Origin of the sequence: Sulfurospirillum sp. MES, from assembly GCF_000789415.1 — a bacterium.
Lineage (GTDB): Bacteria > Campylobacterota > Campylobacteria > Campylobacterales > Sulfurospirillaceae > Sulfurospirillum > Sulfurospirillum cavolei.
The window spans coordinates 281,503-307,838 of record NZ_JSEC01000001.1 but is presented as its reverse complement, the minus strand read 5'-3'; the positions used below and the strand labels follow the sequence as shown (position 1 = coordinate 307,838).

Here is a 26,336-nt window from a genome sequence, read left to right as displayed (position 1 = left end):
AATGGTTATCCGAATTTGGACTCAAGGACGTATCGTGCAAAGCAATCTTCTCATGATGAAAAATAAATCGATTTTATTCGTCGAAGATGATATCATCGTAAGAACGCATATCGCCAGCACGCTTCAAATGCTCTTTTGTAACGTTTATTGTGCGCAAAACGGCGAAGAGGGATTTAACATGTACGAAGATTCCCGTCCCGATATCGTCTTGACGGATATTCAAATGCCCAAACAAGACGGTATGAAGCTAATTGCACAAATTCGCCGTATCGATTATGCGACGCCGATCGTCATTTTGACCGGATACGACGACAAACACCTCATTTTAAAAGCCGTCAATCTTGCCGTCGACGGCTATTTAATCAAGCCTATCGAGTTTTCGTCTCTCGTGAAGACGCTTTCGCAAGCAATCAAACGCATGCACAATACGCCCAACCTAATCACACTCAACGAACATCTTTTTTTCAACCGAGATACCAAAGAATTTTATTATAATAATGCGATTTATCGTCTGAGCACCAAAGAGTTAGAACTGGTCGAACTTTTAATCGACAATCACCACCGTATTCTCTCCAAACAGACCATTGAACTCTCGTTATGGAACCGCGACATCCCGTGCGAATCGGCCGTAAAAAACTTGGTTTTGCGCATTCGAAAAAAACTCGGAGATACGCTTATTTTTTCACAAAGAGGCCTTGGATATCGCATCAACATCAACGACGCACGGTATTTCGGCGATATGGGGTGACGGGCGTTTCCCTGCCGAAAACTTCACACTAAAAGCGACCGTTTTTATGAAATCTTGGGTCTTTCTTTTTTACTTTCTGACACCATTTTTATACGGAATTGAAACTCCGCAACCGACCCGCCCACGTCTTGAAAACGTCTCTTTTTTACGCGACACCGCCGCTTTATCGCACGAAGACGCGCTGATACTCCTTCGCTACGGTACATATCGAGCTTTACCGAACAAAGCGATCAGCTTCGGTGCCGATGATGCAACGTACTGGATCGCATTTGCCCTCCCGCCCAACCCTTCACAACGTTTTTATCTGGAATTCCTTTACGACCAACTGAGCCGCGTCGAAAGCTTTGTTTACGACAATGATCGACTCGTGCATACGTCGATCAACGGCAATAGCGTCCCTATCGATCAACGAGAAGTACAATACCCTCTACTCGTTTTATACTTCTTAGCTCGGAAAAAACGCTGACGTATCTCTTTAAAATCAACTCCCACCGCCCCTTAATCCTTGCGCTTCTCGTCGGGACACAAGCCGAATTGGACTATCAAACGTATCAAAACGTCTTGCCGATTATCTTTTTTTTAGGTGGTGTCGTTTTGGTTTTTTTCGTCAATTTAATGCTTTTTTACGAATTTAAGATGAAAGCTTACGGCTATTATGCGCTCTATCTGATGAGTGTGTGCTTCTTTGTCTTATGCGTGAATAACTTTGTCGTTTATGCTCTACGCTCGTCGGAGAATTTAGATCAGTGGTTCAAAACGCTCAGTATTACAGGAGTATACGTTTCTATGCTACTTTTTACGATTCACGTACTGGATTTGCGACGCTTTTCCGTATTCTGGCTAAAATCAACCTATCTTTTTTGCTTTGTCATTGCACTTTTATTTCCGCTTTTCTTCGCACACCGTATGCTCTTTGCGATTTTCGCAACAAGCGCTTTCATCATTCCGATTTATACCCTTTTGATCGCTTTTTTCGCCGTTTTAAAGCGTATCCGATTTGCCGTTTTATACACGATCGGACTTTTCGGTTTCCACACGGGCATGCTTGTGTATTGGTTAACGCAAATGGGTTTTATACCGCTTTTCCCGTTGGCAAAAACGGGCATTATCGTCGTCGGCAGTTTTTGGGAAATGATTTTTTTTATTTGGATATTGGTTTTAAAAAGCAAACAGACGCAAAAGCAGTACCATAGCGCTTTGATGCGTATCCGTGAAAAAGAGCAAGAACAACTCACTAATGCCAAATTTATCTCGATCGGCCGTACGATCGGCAACATCACCCACCAATGGCGACAACCGCTCAATGCTTTAGGCGCCGTTTTAACACACGTCAAAGCTTCGCTTCTTTTGCACAATACGGTGCGAAAACAACCGCTTCTCGAGTCGCTCGACACGAGTTTCGAAATACTCCAACATCTTTCCGAAACGATCGATACTTTTTACCGATTTTTATTGAAAGCCAAAAGTAACGATCAACCGTTTTGCGTCTCCAAGCAAACGGAAATTCTGCTCAATATGCTCGCATTTTCCTTTAAAAATCTCGGCATCGAGATACAACTGCGTATCCAAAGCGACGCGATATTGTTAGGAAACGCCAATGAATTTATGCAAGCGATTTTAAATATCCTGCAAAATGCGAAAGATCAATTTGAAATCGTTCACGTACCGCATCCGCTGATTCGTATCGTCGTCAAACAACGGTGCCGCCGATGCCGTATCGTCATCATCGATAACGCCGGAGGGATTCGTATTCATCCGATTGAGAGGATTTTTCTTCCGCACGTCTGTGCCAAAGCCGATAATTCGGGCATTGGTTTGTTCTTGGTCAAAGAGATTATTGAAAAACGTTTTCACGGTACGATTAGCGTTCGAAACTATCCCAAAGGTGCACTTTTTATCATGCGACTTCCGACGGTTGAATGAAAAAAAATAGAAGAAACGCTCGGATCGGGCAATCCGAACGTTTAGGTTAAAACAAGTAGGTAATCACAAAAAGGAGGTTTGTGTCTTGACTTTGAAAGTATAATCGTTTAGCTTAAACAAGACGTGAATCCTTTTTAAACAAACGGTAAATCGCCGTTAAAAATCGTATCGTCAAAACCGATACATGATCGCCAATCATAAACAACTAAGTGAAATTGCCCTTTAACATTATTTTCTTGTTCCATTTTTGATAATTTTTTTGTTCAGTAGGGCTGACACCTTCTAATGCCATAGCTTTATATTGGTCTCTTATTTTGCGAGCATTGGCAAGGCTTACTTGAGGGTATTTTCCAATAGTTGTTTTAGTCGTTTTACCACAAATTGTATATCTTACTTCCCAAACTTTAGAGCCTATTACTTTAACAAGTAATTGTAATCCATCACCATCTGGAAGAGTATAATCTTTATCTTTTGGTTTTGCTGTTTTGATGAGAGTATCGTTAAGTGGAGCAACTCGCCTATTTGCCATAGTTTTCTAACCTCTTAATGTACTTTTTGTGGAAGCTTTTCATAAATCTTATCCGAAGTACATTAAAAAGTACATTAATGTTGTAGATGGTATTGGTTTTTATTGGATTTCAGCAGACGAACAAAACCATCAAAATCTCGATATTTAGGGAGCTTATAGACTTTATTGGGTTATATTAAAAAAAAGTGGCTCCGGATGCTGGGTTCGAACCAGCGACCAAGTGATTAACAGTCACCTACTCTACCGCTGAGCTAATCCGGAACAATCTGAATGAGGTCGAAATTATAGTCAAAAAATAGTGTATTGTCAAGACATATAAGAGCTTCTTCTAAAAAAATACTAAAAAGCACAAAATGTCACCGGTTCATTCAAGATAAGGTAAGACGAAACATTGTAGGATTAAACGATTTAATTCTTAACGACTAAGGAGTCTCCATGCAAAAGAAACTGATCGGCTTGGCATTGGCGGGAACACTCAGCGTTCCTATGTTTGCGGCAGAATTCATTACGATCGGCACGGGCGGCGTTACGGGAACGTACTATCCCACAGGCGGCGCAATTTGCCAAATGGTTAACAAAAACAAGAAAGAGACCAATATTCGTTGTTCCGTAGAATCAACCGGCGGATCGGTCTATAACGTCAATACGATCAAAGCGGGCGAGCTGGATTTCGGTATCTCTCAAAGCGACACGGCGTATCAAGCCTATAAAGGCGAAGGTAAATTTGAAGGCGCGGCATCCGTACCCGAGCTTCGCAGTGCGATTGCGATCTATCCGGAACTTTTAGCACTGGTCGTCAGCCAAAAATCGGGCATTAAAACCATGGCGGATTTGAAAGGTAAAAAGATCAATTTAGACTCTCCCGGATCGGGCACCAATATGACGGTCGACGTCGTGTTTGAAGCTTTGGGCATCAAACGCTCCGACTTGGCGCTCGCCAACGAACTTAAATCGACCGAAGGTCCGACGATGCTTCAAGACAACCACATCGACGGTTATTTCTTCGTAGCGGGTCACCCGACGGCCAACATTAAAGACGCCGCCAATTCCGTAGATATTAACATCGTTCCTATTGAAGGTCCCGCCATCGACGCATTGGTCAAAAAATACCCTTATTACGCTAAAGGCATTATCTCGGGTACCTACTACAAAGGTGTTCCAAACGATGTTCCGAGCATCGGCGTCAAAGCGGTTCTTGTGACCAGCAGCAAAGTCAAAGACGAAGTGGTGTATCAAGTCGTTAAAACCATCTTGGACAACTTCGACAAATTTAAAGAGCTTCATCCCTCCTACAAAACGATTACCAAAGAGAGTTTGTTGGAAGGCTTAAGCGTACCTCAACATCCCGGTGCTATCAAAGCATTTAAAGAAGCGGGTCTGTTAAAATAATTCCAGAAAAGTTACATGTAGGGCTGTACGTTAAAAGCCTTACATGTACGACAGAAAGGTTTACGCGTGAAAACACTTGAAGAACGACTTGATGACGCAAAGCTCATCAGCGAATTCGAAGGTCATAGAGACTTTGAAAGCACGACGTGGCACTATTGGTTTGTCGCCGCTATCGCTTTTTGCTGGTCTTTATACCAACTCTACATTGTCGTCGATCCGGGGAACAGTGCGCATGTAAGGGCAATTCACTTGGCATTTGGACTGATCCTCGCATTTTCGATGCATGCTATTCGCAAAAGTGCCAAACTTCGATCGACGATTACATGGTACGATTTTCTTTTTATGATCATCGGCGCGGCCGCCGTTTTATACCAATGGTACGCCTATAAAGAGCTTGCGATGCGCGCAGGGGCATGGACGCAAACTGACATTATCGTGGGTATCGCAACGATTTTAATCGTCCTTGAAGCTTCACGAAGGGTCATGGGACTTCCGTTGATGCTTGCCGCGGTTTTGTTTTTACTTTACGACTATTTGGGTCCGTATCTTCCCGATATGATCGCTCACAAAGGCGCGAGCGTCACTAAAATGATGGGACAAATGGTTTTAACGACGGAAGGAATTTTCGGCGTTCCGCTCGGCGTGAGTGCTAGCTTTGTCTTTTTATTCGTCCTTTTCGGCGCATTGCTCGATCGCGCCGGAGCAGGCGAATATTTTATCAAAGTCTCCTACACCATTTTAGGTAAATACGACGGCGGTCCGGCAAAAGCTGCCGTTGCGGCTTCGGGAATGTTCGGTATGATTTCCGGTTCGTCCATCGCAAACACCGTCACGGTCGGTACGTTTACGATTCCGCTGATGAAACGCCTCGGTTTTAGTTCCCATAAAGCCGCCGCCGTCGAGACGGCCGCTTCGGTCAACGGGCAATTGATGCCTCCGATTATGGGTGCGGCGGCGTTTATCATGGCGGAATTTCTGGGTTTGGATTATACCGACATCGTTTTTGCGGCGTTTATTCCGGCGTTTACCTGTTATGCGGCGCTCTTTTATATCGTCCATATTGAAGCTAAAAAACAAGGGCTGAAAGGTGAAGACGCGAGCGTTTTAGGGCGAACGTGGCCTATTTTTATTCGAGGCATTCACTATCTCATCCCGATCTTCTTTTTGATTTACACACTCATCGTTTTAAGGCAATCCGCACAAAGTGCCGCTTTTAGTGCCATTATGTTTTTAATGCTCATCATGGTCGTGCAAAAACCGTTTAAAGCGTACCTCAATAAAGAAAAAATTACGCGCTACGTTATCCTTGAAGGTTTCGCCGACATCGGATACGGCATGGTCGCCGGAGCGAAAAATATGGTTTCTATCGCCGTAGCTACGGCAGTTGCCGGCATTATCGTCGGTTCGGTTACGCTTACGGGTATCGGCTTGGTTTTAGCCGAAGTCATCGACAACCTTTCCGGCGGATACATTGTTGCGGTGTTATTTATGACGGCGTTCGTATCGTTAATTTTGGGAATGGGGCTTCCGACGACAGCGAATTACATCGTTATGGCGGCACTGACTGCGCCGATTATTATGGAATTGGCGGGGAATAACGGTTATTTGATTCCGACGATTGCGGCGCACATGTTTGTCTTTTATTTCGGTATTTTAGCCGACGACACGCCTCCTGTGGGAATGGCGGCATACGCTTCGGCGGCTATTGCGAAGAGCGATCCGATCATTACAGGCATTCAGTCGTTTATCTACGACATACGAACGGGTATTTTGCCGTTTATGTTCTTCTTCAACAACGAGCTTTTATTGATCGGAGGTGTTGACCCGAACGATCCGAACGATGCTTCCAAATGGCAATGGATCACCAATCCGTTTGAAATTGCACTTATTTTCGGCGGAGCCGTACTCGGTATGTTTGCCTTTACTTCGGCGACGCAAGGGTTTATTTTAAAGAAAATCACTGTGATCGAGCGTATCGGATTGATCGTCGTTATTCCGTTTTTAATGCTACCCAAACTCGTAGCCGCTAAGCTCGGATTGCCGAGCCATTACGTCGCTTACGCGATCGGTCTTGGCATTTACGGCTTTATCTACCTCAACCAACGCATTCAGTATAAAAAAGACCAAAGCGTTCTTGCCTAAATACGTAGCGGACAGCCCTGTCCGCTACACGACTTTGTAAAAATCGACCCCTGCAATATTTTTCACATGTAAGCGTTTTTCGGAGAGCAAACGATTAAGGCAAACAAGACTTTGCTCATCAAAACAAAAGGCGACGTCTTCCGTACTTTGAGGCCTTCGCTTGAGAAGTTCTAAAATCTCCTCTTCGCTAAAACGACGTTTAGGCGCATCGTAATTTTTCCGATACGCAATATTGACATGTAAGCCTTCCAACGCGCTTGTAAGCTCGACCAAACGCTCGATACTCACACCCCTGACCGCGTATGCCGGAGGACGATCGATCGTTCCTACGTCGATGCGGTCGGGTCGTATCTTTCGTAAAGCCGCACTTAACGCTTCAAATTCCGCTTGCGTATCGTTAAGCCCTTCAACGACCAATATCTCGATCACCAATTCGCCTTGATAGCGTTTTCGAAACGTTTGCATTCCTTCCATAATGCTTTCGATTTCAATGCCTTTGCGGGCACGGTCCAATTTCTTAAAGCACTGAGGCGTTGCGCAATCAAGCGAAAGTTTGACGATATCCAAAGGAAAAAGCGCTTCTTGAACCAACGGATCGCCGATTGTCGAACCGTTCGAGAGTATCAACAACTTTGGACGATTGGCAAGCGCATGCATCGCTTCGATCAAAAGTTTCAAGTCGGGATAAAGCGTGGGTTCCCCGTTGGCGGTGAGCGTAACGACGTCGAGATTATGATGTATTTGTAAAGCTTTTTGCAAGGCGTCTAAGACGCTTTGAACGCTCGGTGCATCGTGGATGGTATCGACCGTTTTAGCACCTTTGAGCTCACAATACAAGCAGTCGAAGTTACATTGTTTGGTCGAAGGACTTAAATCGATGCCGAGGGATTGCCCGAAACGCCTAGAGGTAATGGGACCGAAAATAATCTGACTGATGGAAAATCCTTTACATGTGAAGAAGTTTGCCCTCTTTTAGAGGGCAAATTATTAGATTTTCGTGCGGGTTTGAACCTGTTCGATAAAATATTGGGCGTTTTCAACCGGAATGTCCGGCAAAATACCGTGTCCTAAGTTAAAGATATGTCGCTCATTTTTCATCACCGTGACAATATGATCAATTCCTTCATCAATCGCCTCTTTACTGTAAAGACGCGTTGGCTCCATATTGCCTTGAAGTACGTATTTATGACCTAATTTTGCTTTGGCAAGCTCAATCGGTGTCGACCAATCCACGCCAAAGACATCAAATTCACCATCGATTTTATCCAAGTATCCGCTAATGCCTTTAGGAAATAAAATGACAGGAACATGCGGGTATTTTGCTTTTAAATAGGCACTAATCTCTTTCATATACGACCAACTAAATTCAAAATAGGCACTCTGTTCAAGTGCCGCTGCCCATGAATCAAAGATCATCACGACATTCGCACCACTTTGAATTTGACGTTCCATATACCCCTTAAGCACTTCGGTCACTTTTTTCAAAAGGGCGTGCATAAACTGAGGATTCGAATAGATCATTTTCTTTACAAGTGCATACGTCTTAGTGCCTTGTCCTTCAATCATATACGTTGCCAATGTCCAAGGCGCCCCACAAAAACCAATGAGGGCTTTATCGGCAGCAAGTTTTCCACGAATCAATTTAATCGTCTCATAAACATATGCTAAGCTATCAATCGCTTTTTGAACATCAAGTTTGTCAAGATCGGCTTGATTGGTAATCGGGTGTGAAAACACCGGTCCTTCGCCTTTTAAAAACTGAAGCTCCATGCCCATTTCTAAAGGAACTACTAAAATATCGCTAAATAAAATCGCTGCATCCACACCCAAAATATCCACGGGTTGAAGGGTGACTTCACAGGCTTTTTGCGGGTCTTTGCACAACGAGAGAAAGTCTCCGGCTTGTGCTCTGACTTCCATATATTCGGGCAAATAGCGTCCGGCTTGGCGCATCATCCATACGGGCGTATACGCCGTTTTTTTTCCGAAACACGCATCGACAAAAATCATCAGTGCTTTCCTCCGTTTTTATGAAGAAAATAGAGTCCCAAAGAGAGCGCTAAAATCGAAAACGAAAGGTAAAGCATCTCTAAAGCGCCTTTATACTCGGCATGAAGGACGCGCTGAAAAAAACTAACGATCAAAACCATAACGATAACTTTTGCGATTTTATCCTTTAGTTCGTCCAAAGAACTAACGTATAAAATCTTATCGCCGCCCGTACCTTTGGCTACGTCGATTTCGGAAACAAACAACTCATAAATACCGAAACCGAAAATCAGCAACACGACGGCAATCAGATAAAGATCGATTGCACCGATAATATCCGCGACGATGTCGGCATGAAAGTTTTCGGGATGAAATCCCGCAAAGAAATACTGATACGTCTGTATCAAAACGTGGTACAAATCGGCACTGGCTAAAAAGAAAAGCGCAAATGCCGCAAAAATACTAAAAATGACCGCTAAAAGGGTCATAAGTCTTGTCGACCACAACCCTTTCTCAAATAGTTTTTCAAACATTAAGCCTCTTCTCTTTGAATCCATTTTTGAGCGATTCGAACCGCATTGGTTGCGGCACCCACACGAATTTGATCGGCGACGCACCATAAATGAAGCACGTTATCGCGGTTAATGTCTTTACGAATTCTTCCCACGTACGTTTCGTTGGTATCGGTCGAAATAATCGGCATTGGATACTCTTTTTTCGCCGGATTGTCGATCACGACGACGTTTTCGGCGTTTTGAAGTGCTTCAACCGCTTTTTCGACGTTCACGTCTTTTTCAAAATGAATCGTAATCGCTTCCGAATGGCTTCTCATAACGGGAACCCTAACGCACGTTGCGCTGATTTCCATCGTTTTACCCAAGATTTTTTGGGTTTCGTTAACCATTTTCATCTCTTCTTTAGTATAGTCGTTCTCCACGAAAACGTCGATATGAGGGATAACGTTTAATGCAATTTGATGAGCAAACGTTTTGGGTTCGCACTGATCCAATTTAAACGCAAAAAAGTCTTGCATTTGATTGACCAACTCTTCCATACCGCCTTTGCCCGCACCGCTAACGGCTTGGTAAGTCGCAACGTCCACGCGCGTAATGTTAAAAAGTTCGTCCAAAGGTTTTAAAACCTGCACCATCTGAATCGTAGAACAGTTCGGGTTGGCGATAATGCCTCGATTTTGCCATTGATCGATCGCTTCGGGATTGCATTCGGGAACGACCAACGGAACGTCCGGATCCATTCTAAAATGGCTGGTATTATCGATCACGACTGCTCCCGCTTCCGCCGCATAGGGTGCGTAATGCGCTGAAATATCGCCGCCGGCACTAAAAAATGCTATCTCGACATCGTTCTCTTCAAACGATTTTTCCGTTAATTCTAAAACTTTATAGGTTTTATCTTTAAATTCGATTTCAATGCCCACGCTTTTGCTACTTGCCAAGGGGACTAAATTATTTACGGGAAAATCCACTTCTTCAAGAACCCTAAAAAGTTCTTCGCCAACCGCACCCGTCGCTCCGACGACGGCTACATTGTACTTTTTCATCCATTTACCTTTTTATGATGTGAGACTTTTTTAATAACCCAATAACGCTATTAAGTTATCAAAAAAGTCTAAAGTATCTTGCTTTTTTTAAGCACTAAACCAACTGCGACTCTCTAAAAAGAGATCTTCTTTACTGATCGCTTCGCTATCGCTTAAAATAACGGCACGTTCGACGACCGAAATAAGCTCACGAATATTTCCCGGCCAACGATAGCTCATCAGCGACTCAATCGCTTCCTCGGAAAAATAACGTCTTGCAAGACCGTATTTTTGAATAACGCGTGCCAAAACCATCTCGCCGATCGGTAAAATTTCCTCTTTTCGTTGACGAAGCGGAGGAATTTCCACGGGAATCGTATTGAGCCTGTAATAAAGATCTTCTCGAAAACGTCCCTCTTTAATACTCTTTTTAATATCGGCATTGGTTGCGGAGACGATGCGTACGTCGATGGGAATTTCTTTGGTACCTCCCACGCGTACCATCACACGCTCTTGAATGACGCGAAGCAGTTTTGCCTGAAGCATAATCGGCATTTCACCGATTTCGTCCAAAAAGAGCGTACCGCCGTTAGCAACCTCAAAATAGCCTTTTTTTTCGCTCGTCGCATCGGTAAATGCGCCTTTTTCATAGCCGAACAATTCGCTTTCTAAAAGATTTTCCGGAATCGCCGCCATATTGATCGCCACAAACGCGTTTTTTGCCCTCGGCGAATTCTTATGCACGTAATTGGCGAAAAGCTCTTTCCCTACGCCGCTTTCACCCAAAAGCAAGACACTCACGTCCGTTTTTGCAGCTTTTTTGGCGATATTCAACGCTTTATCCAACTCCGGAGAGGTAGCGACGAAATCGCCGTCGTTTTCGTTCGTATGTTCTGTTTTTTCAGGATTTTCTTTAACTTTCGTACGGATTTTATCATGGCGTTTAATCGCCTCGACTAAGGTCTCGATTTCAAAAGGTTTCGTTAAAAAATCTTTGACACCCAAACGTACCGATTCGATGGCACGACTGAGCGTCGCGTTACCTGTAATAACGATAATATCATATTGTCCGTCAAGTTTTTTGATAAACTCGATTCCGTCCATACCGGGCATATTGATGTCCGTTACGATCAAATCGACGTTTTGGTCAATTTTTTTAAGAGCATCGATCGCACTTTTGTACGTTGAAATTTTAAATTCTTCATACTCCCCAAGTGCTATTTCGAGGGATTTTCTCATATTAATATCGTCTTCTACAATCACAACATGCATATGCGGTATGTCCTAAAAAAGTTTTACCTAACCGCATTTATGGTAGCAAATTCATCTTTAAAGTCTACTGTAAAGCGCACCGGCTCGATGATTAATTCGATTCTATCTTGTTGATGTTTGAGGTTACGTTCGTTTAAGGAGAGCATGTGCGTCGAGAGTCGATAAAAACAGGGCAAAATCGTATCAAAATGCTTTCTAAGAAAAGCCTCTTTCGACAAGGTCGTATCGAAAAGTAGCGGAATCGTACATAAAAGAGTCGATTGCCCGTCATAAGGAACCATGACGGGCGCAATATTTTTTTCTTCATAAACGACAAGACCGTTTGAGGTGGCGATTTTATACGAAAACCAAAAAAGATCGCCGCTAAAAAGTGCTTGCGTACCGAGTGCTATTAGTATGCAAAAAGTTCTTGCCACCTGCGTCCGCTCATGGAAACTTCCATTCTCACGCTATACAACCCGTCTTTAAACGTCGCGTCCGTCACAACCGCATCTTTGATTAACGCATTGACTTGCGCTGTAACGCGAGAGTCGCGCAACATCGCGTCTCTGACGGTTTCGGTAGAGTTGATTTTTACGCCGTACAATTTCTCGCCGAGTTGACGATACCCGTCGGTAATCGCCGCACGTTTTGCTAAAGCAATCGCTTGTGCGGGAGAAACCGTATTTTGCGGTGCAATGCCCTCACCGTAAACGACAATCGATTTATCGCTATTAAAATCGTACAATGCCGCTTTGGGGTCTTTGACGGGTTCTTCTTTTTTCGCTGCACATCCCACGATCAGAAGTAATACACATAAGCTTGCCGTACATGTCACAAGTCTTTTCAACATAGCTACGCCTTTTTAGAATTTTTTAATGAAAAGCAACTATTATTCCACCTCATCGGTCGCTCCGGTCTCCTCCGAGAGTAAAGAAGCTTCGTTATTTTCTCCGCCTTCTTCGTCGAGCAAGTCCGTCTCTTCGTCTTCTTCTTTCGGACAACGTGCGATACTGGCTACAACGTCGTTTCCTTCGATCGAAACCACTTTGACGCCGCTTGTGTTACGTCCCGCTTTGCGAATCGTTTCCATATCGACGCGAATCATTTTACCGCTACTGCTTAATGCCATCAAATCTTTGTCTTCATCCACGATAACGACACCGACTAAATCGGCCGTTTTCGCCGTAAGTTTCATGGCGATGACGCCTTTTCCGCCGCGATTTTGTAAGCGATACTCTTCGGCGGTCGTTCGCTTACCGATACCTTTTTCGGTAACGGTCAATAACTCTTCTTGATCGTTATAAATGACTGCCGCACCGACGACACAATCGTTTTCTTCTTTAAAACGAATTCCCGTAACGCCTCTTGCGGTTCTGCCGATTTCTCGTGCATCGCCGACTTCAAAACGGATACACATGCCTTTTTTCGTAACGATAAAGAGGAATTGCGCCTCTTGCGTGACGATTTTTGCAGTTACTAAATTGTCGTCGTCGTCTAAAGTAATCGCACGTACGCCTACGGAACGAATGTTTTTAAATTCGCTTAAATTCGTACGTTTGATAATACCGTTTTTCGTAAAGAAGGCTAGCGATTTGGTTTCGTCAAAATCGGTCGTCGGAATAATCGCCATAATTTTTTCTTCGGCTTGAAGCTGAATAAGATTAACGACCGCCTTGCCTTTTGCCGTACGGCTACCTTCTGGGATTTTATAGACTTTAAGCCAATAAAGCTGCCCTTTGTCCGTTACGAACATCAGCGTATCGTGCGTATCGGAGACGAAGAAACTTTCGATAAAGTCGTCGTCGTACGTCGTAACGGCGATTTTACCTTTTCCGCCGCGTTTTTGTTTTTCGTATTGTTTGAGCGGAACGCGTTTGATGTAGCCGCGGTGCGTAATGGTGACAACCATCGGCTCGTTCGCGATCAAGTCTTCCACGTCGATGTCGTCGTAGTCGTCTACGATTTCGGTAATACGTTTGGATTTGAATTTGTCTTTAAGCTCGATCAACTCTTCTTTAATCAAATCATTCAATAACGCTTCGCTGCGTAAGATATCGCTTAAGCGTTGAATCTCTTTGAGCAATTCGGCCAATTCGTTTTCGATTTTATCGCGCTCCAAGCCTGTTAAGCGTTGTAAACGCATATCTAAAATCGCGCCCGCTTGTACTTCGCTTAAGTGAAAACGCTCGATTAAGCCCTCTTTTGCACTTTTCGTATCGGCACTGCCTTTGATCAATGCAATGATTTCGTCGATGTTGTCAAGTGCGATTTTCAGACCTTCTAAAATGTGCGCTTTAGCTTTGGCTTTTTCAAGATCGAAAATCGTACGTCGGATAATAACCGTCTTTCTGTGGCGCAAGAAGAGTTGCAGCAACTCGATAAGTGTAAAAATTTTCGGCTCTTTATTGTAAATCGCCAACAAAATAACGCCGAACGTTACTTCCATGTTCGTCGATTTGTAGAGGTTGTTCAAAACGATGTCGCTCATCGCCTCGCGTTTAAGTTCGATTACCAAACGAATACCGTCGCGATCGCTTTCGTCTCTAATTTCGCTGATCCCTTCGATCATCTTCTCTTTCACGAGGGCTACGATTTGCTCGATCAAACGAACTTTGTTGACTTGATAGGGTAGTTCGTCTAGAACGATAATGTCTTTGTTGCCTTTTTTCTCGATATGCGTTTTAGCACGAATTCTCACGCGACCTCGTCCGGTGCGATACGCTTCGATGATACCTTTTTTACCGAAAATGATACCACTGGTAGGGAAATCGGGACCTTTGATAAATTCCATGATCTCTTCAAGCGTGGCTTCGGGATTGTCGATGAGCAATAAAAGACCGTCTAAGAGTTCGTCTAAACAGTGTGGAGGGATATTGGTCGCCATACCGACGGCAATACCGCTAGAGCCGTTTAGCAGCAAGTTTGGAACGCGACTCGGTAAAACGTCCGGTTCGACCATACTGTCGTCGTAGTTCGGTACGAAATCGACCGTGTCTTTATCAAGATCGCGTAAAAGTTCTTCCGCAAGCGGTGTCATACGAGCTTCCGTATAACGCATCGCCGCCGCGTTATCGCCGTCGATGGAACCGAAGTTTCCTTGCCCGTCAACCATCGGAATACGCATCGAAAAGGGTTGTGCCATACGAACAAGGGCATCGTAAACCGCCGTATCGCCGTGCGGGTGATACTTACCGATAACGTCGCCCACGATACGCGCCGACTTTTTATACGGACTTCGAGACGATACCGCCAAATCGTTCATCGCGTATAAAATACGTCGGTGAACCGGTTTGAGACCGTCTCTAGCATCGGGAAGCGCACGCCCGATAATAACGCTCATCGAGTAATCGAGATAACTCGTTTTAATCGACTCTTCGATGTTAATCGTTTTAATATCTTGGTTGGCATCAAAAATAGTATCCATTCATTAACCTTACAATATAAATTAATTTGATTATACTTTACTTTTCTTTTGTTTTCCATAGGGGTCAGGGCTAAACTTTTAACTTTTGAGGATTTTGCTCACTCCTGCAACGCTTAAAAGCAAATACCGTGCAATCTCGCTTTTACTGTAGCCATCCGCATAAGCTTTTTTGATAGCATCGTTACGTTCTGTTTTATGAGTTGCATAGGCAAAATGCGTCGCAAGTTCTTTGACATGTAACGCAACAATCGTCTCATCTTCTTTTTTGTACCGCGTACGATGAAACCGTTCGATCGAAGAACGCTCGTTATCGCTTAAAGGAATTGCCAATAAGTTAAATAACTCCCCTGTAGGATAGTCCCTTAAAACAAAGGAATTTTGCAAAAATGCAGGAATCGCATCTTTTAAAATCGCATAAGTGGCGCAATAAGGATAAAGACCTATTTTAGAACTTATTCCGGCTTTAACGGGATTGTTTTCGATATACTTAAACAATGTCAAAAGATAGTTTTCATCCAAGACATACCACGACTTGAAGCGATCTTGCCATAGATGTCCTGCGCGATTATGCCGCTTGTTAAAATACGAAGCGTACTGCGAATTGAGCTGACGCATCGCCGAGGAGAGATTTTCACGCTTGTTTTCAATCAAAAGGTGGTAATGATTGTCCATCAGGCAAAACGCATGAATGTTGAGCTTGAACTCACGCGCGATACTTGCCATCAGCTCAATAAACTTCACTTTATCGTTTTCATCTTCAAAAACATTGCCTTTGGCAACGCCTCGATTGTACACATGATGGTAGCCTAAATTTTCAATACGTAATCTTCGCGGCATAATGACTCTTTTTTTTGCTAAAATTATAACACGAAACGCTAAAAAGTAAAAAGTTTAGCCCTGACCCCTTTTGAAAGAAAACCGATGAATGAAACCGTTTTAAAAGTCGTGGTTATTATAGCGATCTTAATGATGTTTGTGCTTCTTTACGTCACGGGCATTGCCTTTGTCTTGAACCATTCGACGGCCGGCACGCTTTTTGGGCACAAACTTGCCGCATTGATTATTCTTATTCTCTTGGGCATTCACGCGTATTTGCGACGCTGTACGATTCGAAGGCTTTTACAAGAGTGTATCGCTATCGCGCGTAACAAGCACATTCGCCATGAAGATAATGTCGAATTTTTAATCCGTAATACTAAAAATCAATCGTTTCAAGAGCTCTGTACGTGGTTTGGTTGCGATGCTTCTTTGCTGCGGCAAAAGCTCTTAGAAAATCACGTTCTCATCCAACATACGGAAGATTCTCTCAAAACCATTGCCAAAGAGAACGATAAAGATTTGTATGAAATTTTTTTGCTGATGATAAAGCTACATGTAGAGCAAAAAAACGCCCTTAGTGAAGATTGACTCGATTTTAAGCAGATTATTACTATGATTAAAAATAAAATTAAAGGGCATGTATAATGAAAAAGTTAATACTGGCAATATTATTAAACTCTATGATGTTTGGGTGGGATTGTAGTTACGTCACCAACTCAGCCAAAGTATCGGACGATCTAATATGTCGAAGAGCCGCTTATCTTGAAACATCGATCCATACGGACAACTACCGAGATAACACAAGTTTTAGCGTCTCTCAATTAAAAAATGAAAAACATAGCGAAGTCGTACAACTTTTGATGCAAGAAGCCGAAACGTGTTTCACTTCGTGTATGAAAGCATTAAAATCACGAAAATAAAAGCTTTTTCAAGACGATTTGAAGCGTACACGCCTCCGGTCGTCTTTTTCTATCAACGTACGCTTTAGACTCAAAACTCCGTATTTACCCCTCTTTGGCATCTGCCAACACCAGTGCGAACAAGACATTGACACCGTGCTTTTTGAGTGTTTCATGCGCCTCTTCCAACGTACTTCCCGTAGTGATAATGTCGTCGATCAAAATAGCGTCTATTTCACCTTTACATGTAACGATAAAATCCCGTTTATTGGCTTGCCTAAAGGCTCTGCTTTTACCCGAATAACTCTGATGGTTTTGTGCTCTTAAACTCCCGTACAACGGTGTTAAAAAAGGCTGGGTCGCTTTGGCTAAAATCGCGCTGTGTGAATAGCCGTGTCTGACATGATCGTCAATGGGAACGGCGCAAATGCCGCTTGGAAGCTCAAAGGTTTTTAGAAACTCAAAAAAAGTGTGCTTTCCAAGTTGTGCGAAAATCTTTGCGCCGATGTAGGTATGTTTGGTATGAAGCAGTGGAGCAATATCAGAATAGTTGTAAAAAGAGTAGACCTTAAGTCCGCTCGGTAAAATTCGAAAAGCAGGCATTGGGGCTAAAAGGGTTTGCAGACACGTTTTACAAATCGGTTGCCAACTGAGTTTTAAACAAAGATGGCAACGCATGACATGTAAGGATCAATCGATTTTAAGAATGGTCAAAAACGCTTCTTGCGGGAGTTGGACTTTCCCGATCGATTTCATACGCTTTTTGCCCTCTTTTTGTTTTTCCAATAACTTTCGTTTACGGGTAATATCGCCGCCGTAACATTTTGCCGTGACGTTTTTACCCATCGACTTGACGGTTTCTCTTGCGATGACTTTGTTTCCGATGCTCGCTTGAATCGCCACTTCGAACAGTTGACGTGGAACGATCTCTTTCATCGCTTTGACAAAGTCACGTCCTCTACTTTGCGCGCTGATGCGAGGCACGATAATCGAAAGGGCATCCACGACTTCGCCCGCCACCAAGACGTCGAGTTTGACCAGATCGCCCGCTTGATAGCCGATCGGCTCGTAATCAAAACTCGCGTATCCTTTGCTGACCGACTTGAGCTTATCGTAAAAATCCATCACGATTTCATTGAGCGGAATCTCATACTCCAGAAGCACGCGCTCGGGACTCAAATAGTCCATCTTTTTTTGAAGCCCGCGTTTGTTGTTCATCAAAATGATAATATTGCCTAAAAATTCACTCGGCGTTAAAACGGTTGCTTTGACGTAAGGCTCTTGAATCTCTTCGATCTCGTTAACCGGCGGTAATTCGCTGGGATTTTGAATATCCAAGCTCGTACCTTTGGTTGTAACGACTTTATAGGTAACGGTCGGTGCGGTGGCGATCAAATCAAGATCGAACTCCCTCTCCAAACGCTCTTTGATGACTTCCATGTGCAGTAAGCCCAAAAAGCCGACGCGAAAGCCAAAGCCAAGGGCGGCAGAGGTTTCAGGCTCGTATGAGATGCTTGAGTCATTGAGTTTGAGTTTATCAAGCGCGTCTCTGAGTTCTTCGAATCTATCGGTTTCAATCGGATAAAGTCCGGCAAAAACAAACTGTTTGACTTTTTTAAAGCCGCCGACCGCTTCGGCAGTTTTGCGTTTGGCATCGGTAATCGTATCACCGACTTGGACGTCACCGACGTTTTTCAGACCCAAAACGACGATACCCACTTCACCCGTTTTAATTTCGTTCGTTTTTTGCATCGCCAAAGGGTGCGGGTACATGAGATTTAAAACCTCGTGTTTTTTACCCGTTCCCATGACGTAGACTTCCTGTCCCTTGACGATCGTCCCGTCGTAAACGCGTACCAAAGCCAAAGCTCCCAAATAGTTGTCAAACCAGCTATCGTAGATCAACGCTTTGGTCGGTGCATTTTCATCGCCCGTGGGGGCTGGGATTTTATCCACCAAGGTATCAAGCAGTTCTCTAATGCCGATACCGCTTTTTGCACTCACGCTTAACGCTTCAGAGCAATCGAGTCCGATGGTATGCTCGATTTCATCTTTCACGCGCTCAGGATCTGCCGCGGGAAGATCAATTTTATTAAGAACCGGAATAATTTCTAAGTTATTTTCTAAAGCGATGTATACATTGGCAATCGTTTGGGCTTCAACGCCCTGAGAGGCATCAACCACTAAAAGTGCACCGTCGCTCGAAGCCAAAGAACGGCTGACTTCATACGAAAAATCCACGTGACCCGGAGTGTCGATAAGATTCAGAATATAGGGCTGGCCGTCTTTGACGTAGGTCAGACGTACGCTTTGTGCTTTGATGGTAATACCGCGCTCTTTTTCGATATCCATCGTGTCCATCATTTGCGTCGTCATTTCGCGTTCGCTGACCGCACCGCACTCTTGAATCAGACGATCGGCTAAGGTACTCTTACCGTGATCGATATGGGCAATGATTGAAAAGTTTCGAATACGACTCTGCATTAAATAAACAATCCGTTAACGCTTTCGTTATGGTACACACGACGAATTACTTCGGCAAATACCGGAGCAACGCTTAGCACTTTAATTTTTTCGCTCGCTTCTTTGAGAGGAATCGTATCGGTAACGATAAGTTCGTCCAACTCGCCTTTAGCTATTCGCTCATACGCAGGGCCGCTCAAAACCGCATGCGTACAACATGCCATCACGCTGGTTGCGCCTCTTTTTTTGAGCACTTCCGCCGCTTTGACGATCGTTCCCGCCGTATCGATCATATCGTCGACTAAAATGACGTCTTTACCGTTCACGTCGCCGATAATATTCATCACTTCCGATTCGTTAGCGCGTTCTCGGCGTTTATCGACAATGACCATATCGACGCCTAAGAGTTTTGCAAAACTACGCGCTCGCGCAACGCCGCCGATGTCGGGACTTGCGATAATAGGGCTTTTAAGGTTTTTAGCTTTAACGTAGTCGTTGAAGACAATAGAGCCGTAAAGGTTATCGACGGGAATATCGAAAAAACCTTGGATTTGTCCGGCATGAAGATCGATCGTGACAACGCGGTCGATTCCCGCCGTTTGCATCATATTGGCAACGAGTTTTGCCGTAATCGGAACGCGTGGTGCGGCTTTTCTGTCTTGTCTGGCATAACCGAAATAAGGAACGACCGCCGTAATACTGTTCGCAGAACTGCGTCGTAACGCATCCGTCAAAATCAATAACTCCATTAAATTTACATTGGCCGGAGCACATGTAGGTTGAATGATAAAAACATCTTTCCCGCGAACGCTTTCGCTGATCTGTACGCTAATCTCACCGTCACTAAAACGTTTGATTTCAGCCGCCGACAAAGGGAGAGAAAGGTGTTTGGCAACGCGTTTAGCGAACTCGGGATTCGCCGTTCCGGCAAAGACTTTGTAGCCTCTCATAGTTGTGTATCCTTTAGCATCAAAAAAGTGTTTTATTCTATCTCAAAGGGACTTAAGAAAGCGTTAAGATTAAATTTTGCCGCATTAACATTTGCTTAACACTTTCATGCCATACTTTCAAAAGAGTTGTTGTAAAACTTTCTCTAATTATCCTAATCGGAGTCTTTTATGATTCGTTTACGCCGTTTAATCTCTTTTTGCATCGCTTTTTCGTTTCTAGCCATGAGCTATACGGGAATTTTACTTTTTATCGCACCCAAAGGCCGTGTCGCTTACTGGACGGATTGGCATCTTTTAGGCTTAGATAAAACGCAATACACGAACCTACATGTAAGCTTTATGATTCTTTTTTTAATAGGCTCGATCGTGCATATATACCTGAACGTGCCGGCGTTACTGAGTTACCTTAAAACGAAAGCATCAACGTTTTCGTTTTTCAATAAAGAGTTGTTACTAGCATTGGCGTTCAATCTTTTCTTTTGGGTCGGAACGCTCTATTTTTGGCAACCTTTCGATGCCTTTTTGGACTTTTCCGATCAGCTTAAGAACTCTTGGGAGCAAAAAGCGGATTCAAAAGCACCTTACGGTCATGCCGAACTTTCAAGCCTAGAAGAGTTTGCGATGCGTACCGGCACACCGCTTTCCCAGCTGGTGCAAACCTTAACCGATGCACAGCTTATAGCCGTCGATCCTTCCAAACGTATTATCGATATTGCACAATCAAACGGTTACTCGCCCGCACAAATGTTCGGCTTGATGGCAAAACAAAAACCTGCTTCGTCATCGTTACAAGAAGGCGGCGGATACGGTCGATTAAGCCTTGAGGAGGCTTCCAAACGCCAAGGATTTTCGCTACCGCGTGCTCTTGTTTTTCTTCGCGAAAAAGGATTTGACGCACGTGAGACATCGACACTCAAAGAGATTTCGGACGCACTCAATACAAAACCTATGATGCTCTTAGAGCAACTTAAAACGCTAGAAAAGGATTCCCAATGAAACGTTTTTTATGGCTATGCGCCTTTGCCTCTTTACTCTTAGCCGCCGATACGACGCGAGGACCGATGAGCTTTGACGATTTCGATACCAACAAAGACGGAACACTCAATCAAGAAGAATTTGATGCGGCAAAAGCGCAACGTATGAGTGCAAGAGCCCAAGCGGGCGGAGGCATGAAAAATGCGGCGGATGCTCCCGATTTTGCTTATTTTGATATCAATCACGACGGAAAAGTAACCAAAGACGAGTTTCGTCAAAAACAGTTGGAACGGCTTAAAAACAGACGTAATTAACGCAAGAGGCGTCTTTACGCCTCTTGTTTACCCTCGACTGGAAATAAAAATACCCAGCACGATCAATGCAAGCCCGAGAATTTTATACAGTGTCACACTCTCGCTAAATAAAAAGACAGAAGAGACAAACACCACGACAAAGGTGAGTCCCATAAACGGATAAGCGTAGCTCAGTTCAAACTTAGTCATCGCCGCCATCCAGCACAACGAGGCGACAAATGCGGAGATAAAGCCACTTAAAATAAACGGATCTAAAAAAAGTTTCAATAAAAAAATCAACTTTTCAACCGATGCATCGGGCAAATGCCCGTGAAAAGGAATGCGCCATTTGATAACAAGCTGTCCGTAAACGGTGAAAAAAATTGTTCCAAAAATGTATAAATGCGCCATTAGCATGCACTCCATTGTTTTAAGACATCGCACACCGTTTCGATCTCTTCGTTGGTAATGCCATAATAAAGGGGTAAACGAATCAATCGCTCACTCTCTTTGGTCGTGTAAAGATCTTCACCAAACATGCGTCCAAATTTAAGCCCTGCTGGAGCACTGTGCAATGGAATATAGTGAAAAACAGCGCCGATATTGTGTGTTTTAAACTGCTCGAGTAAAGCTGTTCGTGTTTCCAAATCTTTCACTTTAAAGTAGAACATATGCGCATTATGCACACACCCCTCAGGAATAAACGGAAGCTCGATTAGCCCTTTTTTCGCTAATGGTTCTAGCATTGTGTAATACGCTTTCCACGCATTCAAACGGTGGTTTTGAATCACATCCACCTCTTCTAAATTCCCCCAAAGGTACGCGGCTTGAAGTTCACTGGGAAGGTAACTGCTTCCGATGTCCATCCAGCCGTATTTATCGACCATACCTCTGAAAAATTGGCTACGGTTCGTTCCTTTTTCGCGAATAATCTCAGCACGGTGGGAAAAACGCTCATCGTTAATCAGTAAAAGTCCACCTTCGCCGCCACTGGTGACGTTTTTCGTTTCATGAAAACTAAACGCACCCAAATGTCCAATGGTTCCAAGAGGCTTTCCTTTGTAGGTAGCTTCAAACCCTTGCGCCGCATCTTCAACAACAAACAGATTGTGACGCTTTGCAATATCCATGATGACATCCATATTGCATCCTACCCCTGCGTAATGCACGGGCACGATCACTTTGGTTTTCGGTGTAATCGCCGCTTCAATCAAGCGCTCATCGATGTTCATCGTCTCAGGTCGGATATCGACAAAAACGATTTTCGCCCCACGCAAGGCAAAAGCATCAGCCGTGCTCACAAAGGTGTAACTGGGCATAATGACCTCATCGCCCTCTTTGATCTCCAAAAGTAACGCCGCCATTTCAAGTGCGTGTGTACAAGAGGGGGTTAAAAGCGTTTTAGCACATTTGTAACGCTCTTCAAACCATTGTTGTGTGCGTTTGCCAAAGGGGCCATCACCCGAAATTTTAAGGCTGTTCATCGCCTCTAGGACATATTTGTCTTCATTGCCTGTTCGTGGAGGTTTATTGAAATGGATCATTTGTTTACTCTTGAATAAGTTTTAGAGAGTTTTTGCAACTCTGTACACGCTTTCAAAGCAAAGCTTCTCAAGCTACGCTAACGCTGAGTTTTCCTCGGCGGAAAGCCCGCGCACCTTTGGTGCTTTAGTGACTACTTTTAAGAAAATTTTTGGCATTTTCGCCTTCATTGAAGATGAGATCGATCACACTCACACCATGTTCAAACGGTGGAAACAGTTGACGGTACTCAGCGTACCCACTGTAATCCATCCATTCAACCGCTATTCCTGCTTCCACAAAAATGGATTCATCCAAATAATCTTTTGCCGCAGGACCACTCAGATAGGTCGTGGCACCTAACTCTTGACATAACGCCAAAAGCCGCTCGCTTTTTCCTTCAGCCAAGACAAACTCTCTAGAATCACGAATCACCGTTTTGATCTCTAGCATTGCGCAGATCGCATCGATAAAATGACGATTGATCTCGCTAATCGTCTCCATCGTCGCATTCCTATACAACGCTTCAAAGGACTCTTTGTACGCTTTAAAATAAGGCGCTTTGGCATAACTTTGCGCGATGCTTCGCCAATGGTTCACGTTCCATTTGGCATCGGTGATTTTTGTCTCATTGATCTTTTGGTGCAAACTCTCCTGACGCACCGGAATACTGAGCCATTGAAGCCCGTTTTTCGTCTTAATTTTGTTGCGATTGCGCCAGTCGTTTTTAGTGTACTGCATATCATCGTACAAAACAAACTCGTCTACGCTGCCGATAATATCGAAATACCCTTTCCACGGGATATAATTCGATTGTAAAATAGCGATTTTTTTCATAAATTGATCGTTTCTTGAATAATATAAAGCGGTCGGCGTTTGACCTCGTCAAAAATCTTGCCGATGTAAAGCCCCGTAATGCCGATAATGGCAAACAAAAGTCCAAACATAAAAAACATCGACACCATCAAACTCGTCCAACCTTCAGCCGGTGTGTGGTAGAAAAAGTAGCGAATGACCAACCATCCCGCATAAAGCAAACTGGCAAAAGCAATCAAAAATCCCAGTTGAATCGAAAGCCTTAACGGTTTATTAGAATGCGAAATAATCGAATCGATCGCAAGATGAATTAATTTTTTGAGGCTATAGGACGATTTTCCGTAAGCACGTGCAGCATGATCGATGTCGATCTCGGTTTTTTTAAACCCGACCATTTGGGCAAAAAGCAAAAAGTCGCGACTGTGTTCACGGTAGCGATTGATCGTTTCCACCACTTTTCTCGCATAAATACCGAAATTAGCGATACTGTTATCGTGCTTGGTATCGGTAAAATACTCTAATATGCGGTTAAACGCGTATGAGCCGAAACGCTTAAACCAGCCGTCTTTGCGCTCTGTACGTCTGGCAAAAACAATATCGTACCCTTCGACGACTTTGTTGTAAAGCTTGCTAATTTCTTCGGGACGATCTTGTAAATCGCAATCCATCACGACGACCCATTCGCCTTTAGCATGATCGAGTCCGGCGGTAATTGCGTAATGCTGTCCGAAGTTGCGTGAAAGATTAATGCCCTTAACGCGTTCGTCCCTAGCGCATAGCATCACGATACGCTCCCACGAACCTTGAGGACAGGCATCGTTGACAAAGATAATTTCAAAATTGTCGCTGATAGGACTTACGGTCTTCACCAAGCGATCGTATAACTCGAACAAACACTCTTTACATCCGTAAATAGGGGAAACAACGCTGATTTTTACAGACTCCACATGTAACCTTTATAGCAGGGATTAAGGAGCCGTCATTATACGCTTTTTCTTCCTAGCTTCCGCTTTAGTTCGCTTCACGTAAAGCGGATTTTTTTCGAAAACAAAAAAGGTATATTTGCCCAGCGTAAATTGTTCCAGCGGATCGGGCATATTAAAATCGCGTATCGCTCGGTACATGTCGTCTATATCTTCGGGGATAACCATAAAAAAGACTTTACCGTCGGTCGTATCTTTTTGGTACCATCTGTCGCTTGAGAGCCATTTAACCAGTTTCATGCCCTCTTTTTCGTCAAAGTCTATCGGACGAATATCGACCTCGCCGTCGCTAAAAACGGTATAAATATGCGAATCCCAATACTCGGCGTAGCCAAAATGCAACCCTCTGCTTTTGAGCTCTTCCACCAAAGCGATGCGCTCATCCACAATGCCGCGCCACTCTTTGGGCGAAACATACTGCCATGAAACGCCTAGAGCAATCGTAAGGCTGACGCTTAAAATCAGTTTCATAAAAAGCGAAAAAAAGCGCCACATAATAACGTTACAAATGAGCACCATCATAATAAAAGGCGAAAGATACCGTATGTTGTTGCGTGCCGCCCATGCGTGTTCATGCAATGCCGTCGTAGAGTAAAGCACCAAAAGCAACGCAAAACCGACGTAAGAAAACAAAACGAAAAGTCGCTCGGTCGAGCTCATTTGGTAAAACGCTTTTTTGATGTGCAATGCCGGAATGACAAGCACAAACGGGAAGAGAACAAATTTTGCCAACGAGACGATGCCCTCAAGCGAAGAAGCTCGGACATTCGTTCCCCACTCCGAACCGATAAAATTCCACAACCCCAATAAAGCATGCGCGGCGTGAACCGGCAAATCCTCCAAAGGCACTAAAGGCGCGTTATTTGCGCCTCCCGCAAAATGTAAACTCTCCAAAAGCGTAAAATGGGTAATCGTCGCTCCCGTCATTACGGCACAGGCGAAAATAGAAATTGCGATGCGCTTGATCGAAAGCATACGCAACATCGCTCCTTTAAACGTACGAAGACTGTCGCGTGCAAAATAGACTAAAAGGGCTAACGCACCGAAAAACGGCGTGATGTAATAGACGAAAAAGCGTATCGGATTGGCAAGAACCAACAGATACAGCAAGATCATAAAGGCAATAAACGCTTTAATTTGCGTCCGCTTGCTAATGACATGCGGGCTCAATTTTCGGAAAATAAACATAAATGCGATCATAAAAATAAAATACCACGTGTACGCCGCTTCGCCGTAAAGTTCGCGTAAATACATCGGTGAATAGCCGATGCTGACGACTACTCCTCCCATCACGCTGGACGCTCGCGAGAGCATCAGCGAACGCAAAAAGAGGTAAATAAAAACGATCATAAAAACGCTAACTTCAAAAACGGTAAACGCATGGGCAAAATAGCCGTTTTTACCTGCAAGTACCCAAGGAATGACTAAAAGCTGCTTGTAGAAAACCCATAAATCATTATTGACGTACCACCAATGACTCGGGAAAAAGCTCTCGGCCTGCACGATCTCTTCGGCCAAGATATTGGCGATTGCGGCATCGGAATTGAAAAAAGCGCGATAGGTTTTAAAAATATAAAAGCTAATTTCGTAAAGCGTAAAGCCTAAGAGCAACAATGCACCCAAAAAAGGGAGGTTTTTTTTCAAAAGCGTTTTATAACAGAGTTTGTGTGGAGGCATCG

The 26,336-nt window shown here is 43.9% G+C and carries 26 protein-coding genes and 1 tRNA gene; 8 read left to right on the top strand and 19 right to left on the bottom strand.

Translation table 11 applies throughout. The features are described 5' to 3' along the window. Window positions 1-34: 34 nt before the first annotated feature. The 3 genes from OA34_RS01595 to OA34_RS01585 all read left to right on the top strand — a co-directional run bounded on the left by OA34_RS01595 (window position 35) and on the right by OA34_RS01585 (window position 2,671). Window positions 35-748 (top strand): response regulator transcription factor, encoded by a 714-nt coding sequence (locus OA34_RS01595; RefSeq protein WP_286682790.1) that lies wholly within the window; start codon window positions 35-37, stop codon window positions 746-748. Beyond that, window positions 696-1,214, top strand: a complete 519-nt coding sequence (locus OA34_RS01590; protein ID WP_286682789.1) for a 7TMR-DISMED2 domain-containing protein — start codon at window positions 696-698, stop codon at window positions 1,212-1,214. The genes OA34_RS01595 and OA34_RS01590 overlap by 53 nt, the downstream gene beginning before the upstream one ends. 68 nt (window positions 1,215-1,282) lie before the next feature. Further along, window positions 1,283-2,671: a sensor histidine kinase gene (locus tag OA34_RS01585; RefSeq protein WP_039672081.1), complete on the top strand. Its 1,389-nt coding sequence runs from the start codon at window positions 1,283-1,285 to the stop codon at window positions 2,669-2,671. A gap of 205 nt (window positions 2,672-2,876) precedes the next feature. Here OA34_RS01585 and OA34_RS01580 read toward each other — a convergent pair whose 3' ends face one another. Then, window positions 2,877-3,200, bottom strand: coding sequence for an integrase arm-type DNA-binding domain-containing protein (locus OA34_RS01580; protein WP_286682788.1), 324 nt, complete (start codon window positions 3,198-3,200; stop codon window positions 2,877-2,879). Between the two features lie 186 nt (window positions 3,201-3,386). Next, window positions 3,387-3,461: transfer RNA gene (locus OA34_RS01575), tRNA-Asn, on the bottom strand. Window positions 3,462-3,635: 174 nt separating this feature from the next. Between OA34_RS01575 and OA34_RS01570 the strand changes: the two genes are divergently transcribed. Continuing rightward, window positions 3,636-4,589: a TAXI family TRAP transporter solute-binding subunit gene (locus OA34_RS01570; RefSeq protein ID WP_039672080.1), complete on the top strand. Its 954-nt coding sequence runs from the start codon at window positions 3,636-3,638 to the stop codon at window positions 4,587-4,589. 66 nt (window positions 4,590-4,655) lie between these two features. Then, window positions 4,656-6,731: a TRAP transporter permease gene (locus OA34_RS01565; protein ID WP_039672079.1), complete on the top strand. Its 2,076-nt coding sequence runs from the start codon at window positions 4,656-4,658 to the stop codon at window positions 6,729-6,731. Window positions 6,732-6,755: 24 nt separating this feature from the next. Here OA34_RS01565 and OA34_RS01560 read toward each other — a convergent pair whose 3' ends face one another. From OA34_RS01560 to OA34_RS01520, 9 genes are all read right to left on the bottom strand, one after another. After that, a complete protein-coding gene (locus tag OA34_RS01560) occupies window positions 6,756-7,667 on the bottom strand; it encodes a radical SAM protein (RefSeq protein ID WP_286682824.1) in 912 nt (303 codons plus the stop codon). 51 nt (window positions 7,668-7,718) lie between these two features. After that, the gene (gene hemE, locus OA34_RS01555; protein ID WP_039672077.1) at window positions 7,719-8,741 is read right to left on the bottom strand and encodes a uroporphyrinogen decarboxylase; all 1,023 of its coding nucleotides are present in this window, start codon (window positions 8,739-8,741) and stop codon (window positions 7,719-7,721) included. Then, a complete protein-coding gene (locus tag OA34_RS01550) occupies window positions 8,741-9,253 on the bottom strand; it encodes a YqhA family protein (protein WP_039672076.1) in 513 nt (170 codons plus the stop codon). Before OA34_RS01550 ends, hemE begins: the two co-directional genes overlap by 1 nt. Continuing rightward, the gene (locus tag OA34_RS01545) at window positions 9,253-10,281 is read right to left on the bottom strand and encodes an aspartate-semialdehyde dehydrogenase (protein WP_039672075.1); all 1,029 of its coding nucleotides are present in this window, start codon (window positions 10,279-10,281) and stop codon (window positions 9,253-9,255) included. The genes OA34_RS01550 and OA34_RS01545 overlap by 1 nt, the downstream gene beginning before the upstream one ends. An 87-nt stretch (window positions 10,282-10,368) precedes the next feature. Further along, entirely contained in the window at window positions 10,369-11,532 is a 1,164-nt protein-coding gene (locus OA34_RS01540; protein WP_039672074.1) for a sigma-54-dependent transcriptional regulator, read from the bottom strand. Between the two features lie 23 nt (window positions 11,533-11,555). Beyond that, a complete protein-coding gene (locus OA34_RS01535; RefSeq protein ID WP_039672073.1) occupies window positions 11,556-11,948 on the bottom strand; it encodes a hypothetical protein in 393 nt (130 codons plus the stop codon). After that, window positions 11,924-12,364, bottom strand: a complete 441-nt coding sequence (locus OA34_RS01530) for an LPP20 family lipoprotein (protein WP_039672072.1) — start codon at window positions 12,362-12,364, stop codon at window positions 11,924-11,926. The genes OA34_RS01535 and OA34_RS01530 overlap by 25 nt, the downstream gene beginning before the upstream one ends. Before the next feature lie 39 nt (window positions 12,365-12,403). Further along, a complete protein-coding gene (gene gyrA / locus OA34_RS01525) occupies window positions 12,404-14,938 on the bottom strand; it encodes a DNA gyrase subunit A (RefSeq protein ID WP_039672071.1) in 2,535 nt (844 codons plus the stop codon). A 78-nt stretch (window positions 14,939-15,016) separates the two neighbouring features. Then, window positions 15,017-15,775: a transposase gene (locus tag OA34_RS01520; RefSeq protein WP_039672070.1), complete on the bottom strand. Its 759-nt coding sequence runs from the start codon at window positions 15,773-15,775 to the stop codon at window positions 15,017-15,019. 84 nt (window positions 15,776-15,859) lie between these two features. On the opposite strand from OA34_RS01520, the gene OA34_RS01515 reads away from it, so the two are divergent. Further along, window positions 15,860-16,345, top strand: coding sequence for a hypothetical protein (locus OA34_RS01515; protein WP_039672069.1), 486 nt, complete (start codon window positions 15,860-15,862; stop codon window positions 16,343-16,345). A 416-nt stretch (window positions 16,346-16,761) separates the two neighbouring features. Here the strand turns inward: OA34_RS01515 and OA34_RS01510 are convergent, their stop codons facing one another. The 3 genes from OA34_RS01510 to OA34_RS01500 all read right to left on the bottom strand — a co-directional run bounded on the left by OA34_RS01510 (window position 16,762) and on the right by OA34_RS01500 (window position 20,069). Then, the gene (locus OA34_RS01510) at window positions 16,762-17,259 is read right to left on the bottom strand and encodes a phosphoribosyltransferase family protein (protein WP_286682787.1); all 498 of its coding nucleotides are present in this window, start codon (window positions 17,257-17,259) and stop codon (window positions 16,762-16,764) included. A gap of 87 nt (window positions 17,260-17,346) precedes the next feature. After that, the gene (lepA, locus tag OA34_RS01505; RefSeq protein WP_039672067.1) at window positions 17,347-19,140 is read right to left on the bottom strand and encodes a translation elongation factor 4; all 1,794 of its coding nucleotides are present in this window, start codon (window positions 19,138-19,140) and stop codon (window positions 17,347-17,349) included. Further along, complete coding sequence (locus OA34_RS01500; protein ID WP_039672066.1) at window positions 19,140-20,069, bottom strand: ribose-phosphate pyrophosphokinase; 930 nt, start codon at window positions 20,067-20,069, stop codon at window positions 19,140-19,142. Before OA34_RS01500 ends, lepA begins: the two co-directional genes overlap by 1 nt. A 168-nt stretch (window positions 20,070-20,237) precedes the next feature. Here OA34_RS01500 and OA34_RS01495 point away from each other — a divergent pair, with 168 nt between their 5' ends. Together OA34_RS01495 and OA34_RS01490 are read left to right on the top strand one after the other, a co-directional pair. Beyond that, window positions 20,238-21,065: a DUF4405 domain-containing protein gene (locus tag OA34_RS01495; protein WP_039672065.1), complete on the top strand. Its 828-nt coding sequence runs from the start codon at window positions 20,238-20,240 to the stop codon at window positions 21,063-21,065. Beyond that, on the top strand, window positions 21,062-21,358 hold the full coding sequence (locus OA34_RS01490; RefSeq protein WP_039672064.1) for an EF-hand domain-containing protein: 297 nt from the start codon (window positions 21,062-21,064) through the stop codon (window positions 21,356-21,358). Before OA34_RS01495 ends, OA34_RS01490 begins: the two co-directional genes overlap by 4 nt. Before the next feature lie 27 nt (window positions 21,359-21,385). Here the strand turns inward: OA34_RS01490 and OA34_RS01485 are convergent, their stop codons facing one another. From OA34_RS01485 to OA34_RS01465, 5 genes are all read right to left on the bottom strand, one after another. Continuing rightward, window positions 21,386-21,748 carry an EamA family transporter gene (locus tag OA34_RS01485; protein WP_039672063.1) on the bottom strand — a complete coding sequence of 121 codons (363 nt, stop codon included), beginning with the start codon at window positions 21,746-21,748 and terminating at the stop codon, window positions 21,386-21,388. Further along, the gene (gene rffA, locus OA34_RS01480) at window positions 21,748-22,881 is read right to left on the bottom strand and encodes a dTDP-4-amino-4,6-dideoxygalactose transaminase (protein ID WP_039672062.1); all 1,134 of its coding nucleotides are present in this window, start codon (window positions 22,879-22,881) and stop codon (window positions 21,748-21,750) included. Before rffA ends, OA34_RS01485 begins: the two co-directional genes overlap by 1 nt. 124 nt (window positions 22,882-23,005) lie before the next feature. Next, window positions 23,006-23,695, bottom strand: coding sequence for a WbqC family protein (locus tag OA34_RS01475; RefSeq protein ID WP_039672061.1), 690 nt, complete (start codon window positions 23,693-23,695; stop codon window positions 23,006-23,008). Continuing rightward, complete coding sequence (locus tag OA34_RS01470; protein ID WP_039672059.1) at window positions 23,692-24,621, bottom strand: glycosyltransferase family 2 protein; 930 nt, start codon at window positions 24,619-24,621, stop codon at window positions 23,692-23,694. The genes OA34_RS01475 and OA34_RS01470 overlap by 4 nt, the downstream gene beginning before the upstream one ends. A 21-nt stretch (window positions 24,622-24,642) precedes the next feature. Next, window positions 24,643-26,334, bottom strand: coding sequence for a hypothetical protein (locus OA34_RS01465; RefSeq protein ID WP_254376791.1), 1,692 nt, complete (start codon window positions 26,332-26,334; stop codon window positions 24,643-24,645). Between the last annotated feature and the right edge of the window lie 2 nt (window positions 26,335-26,336).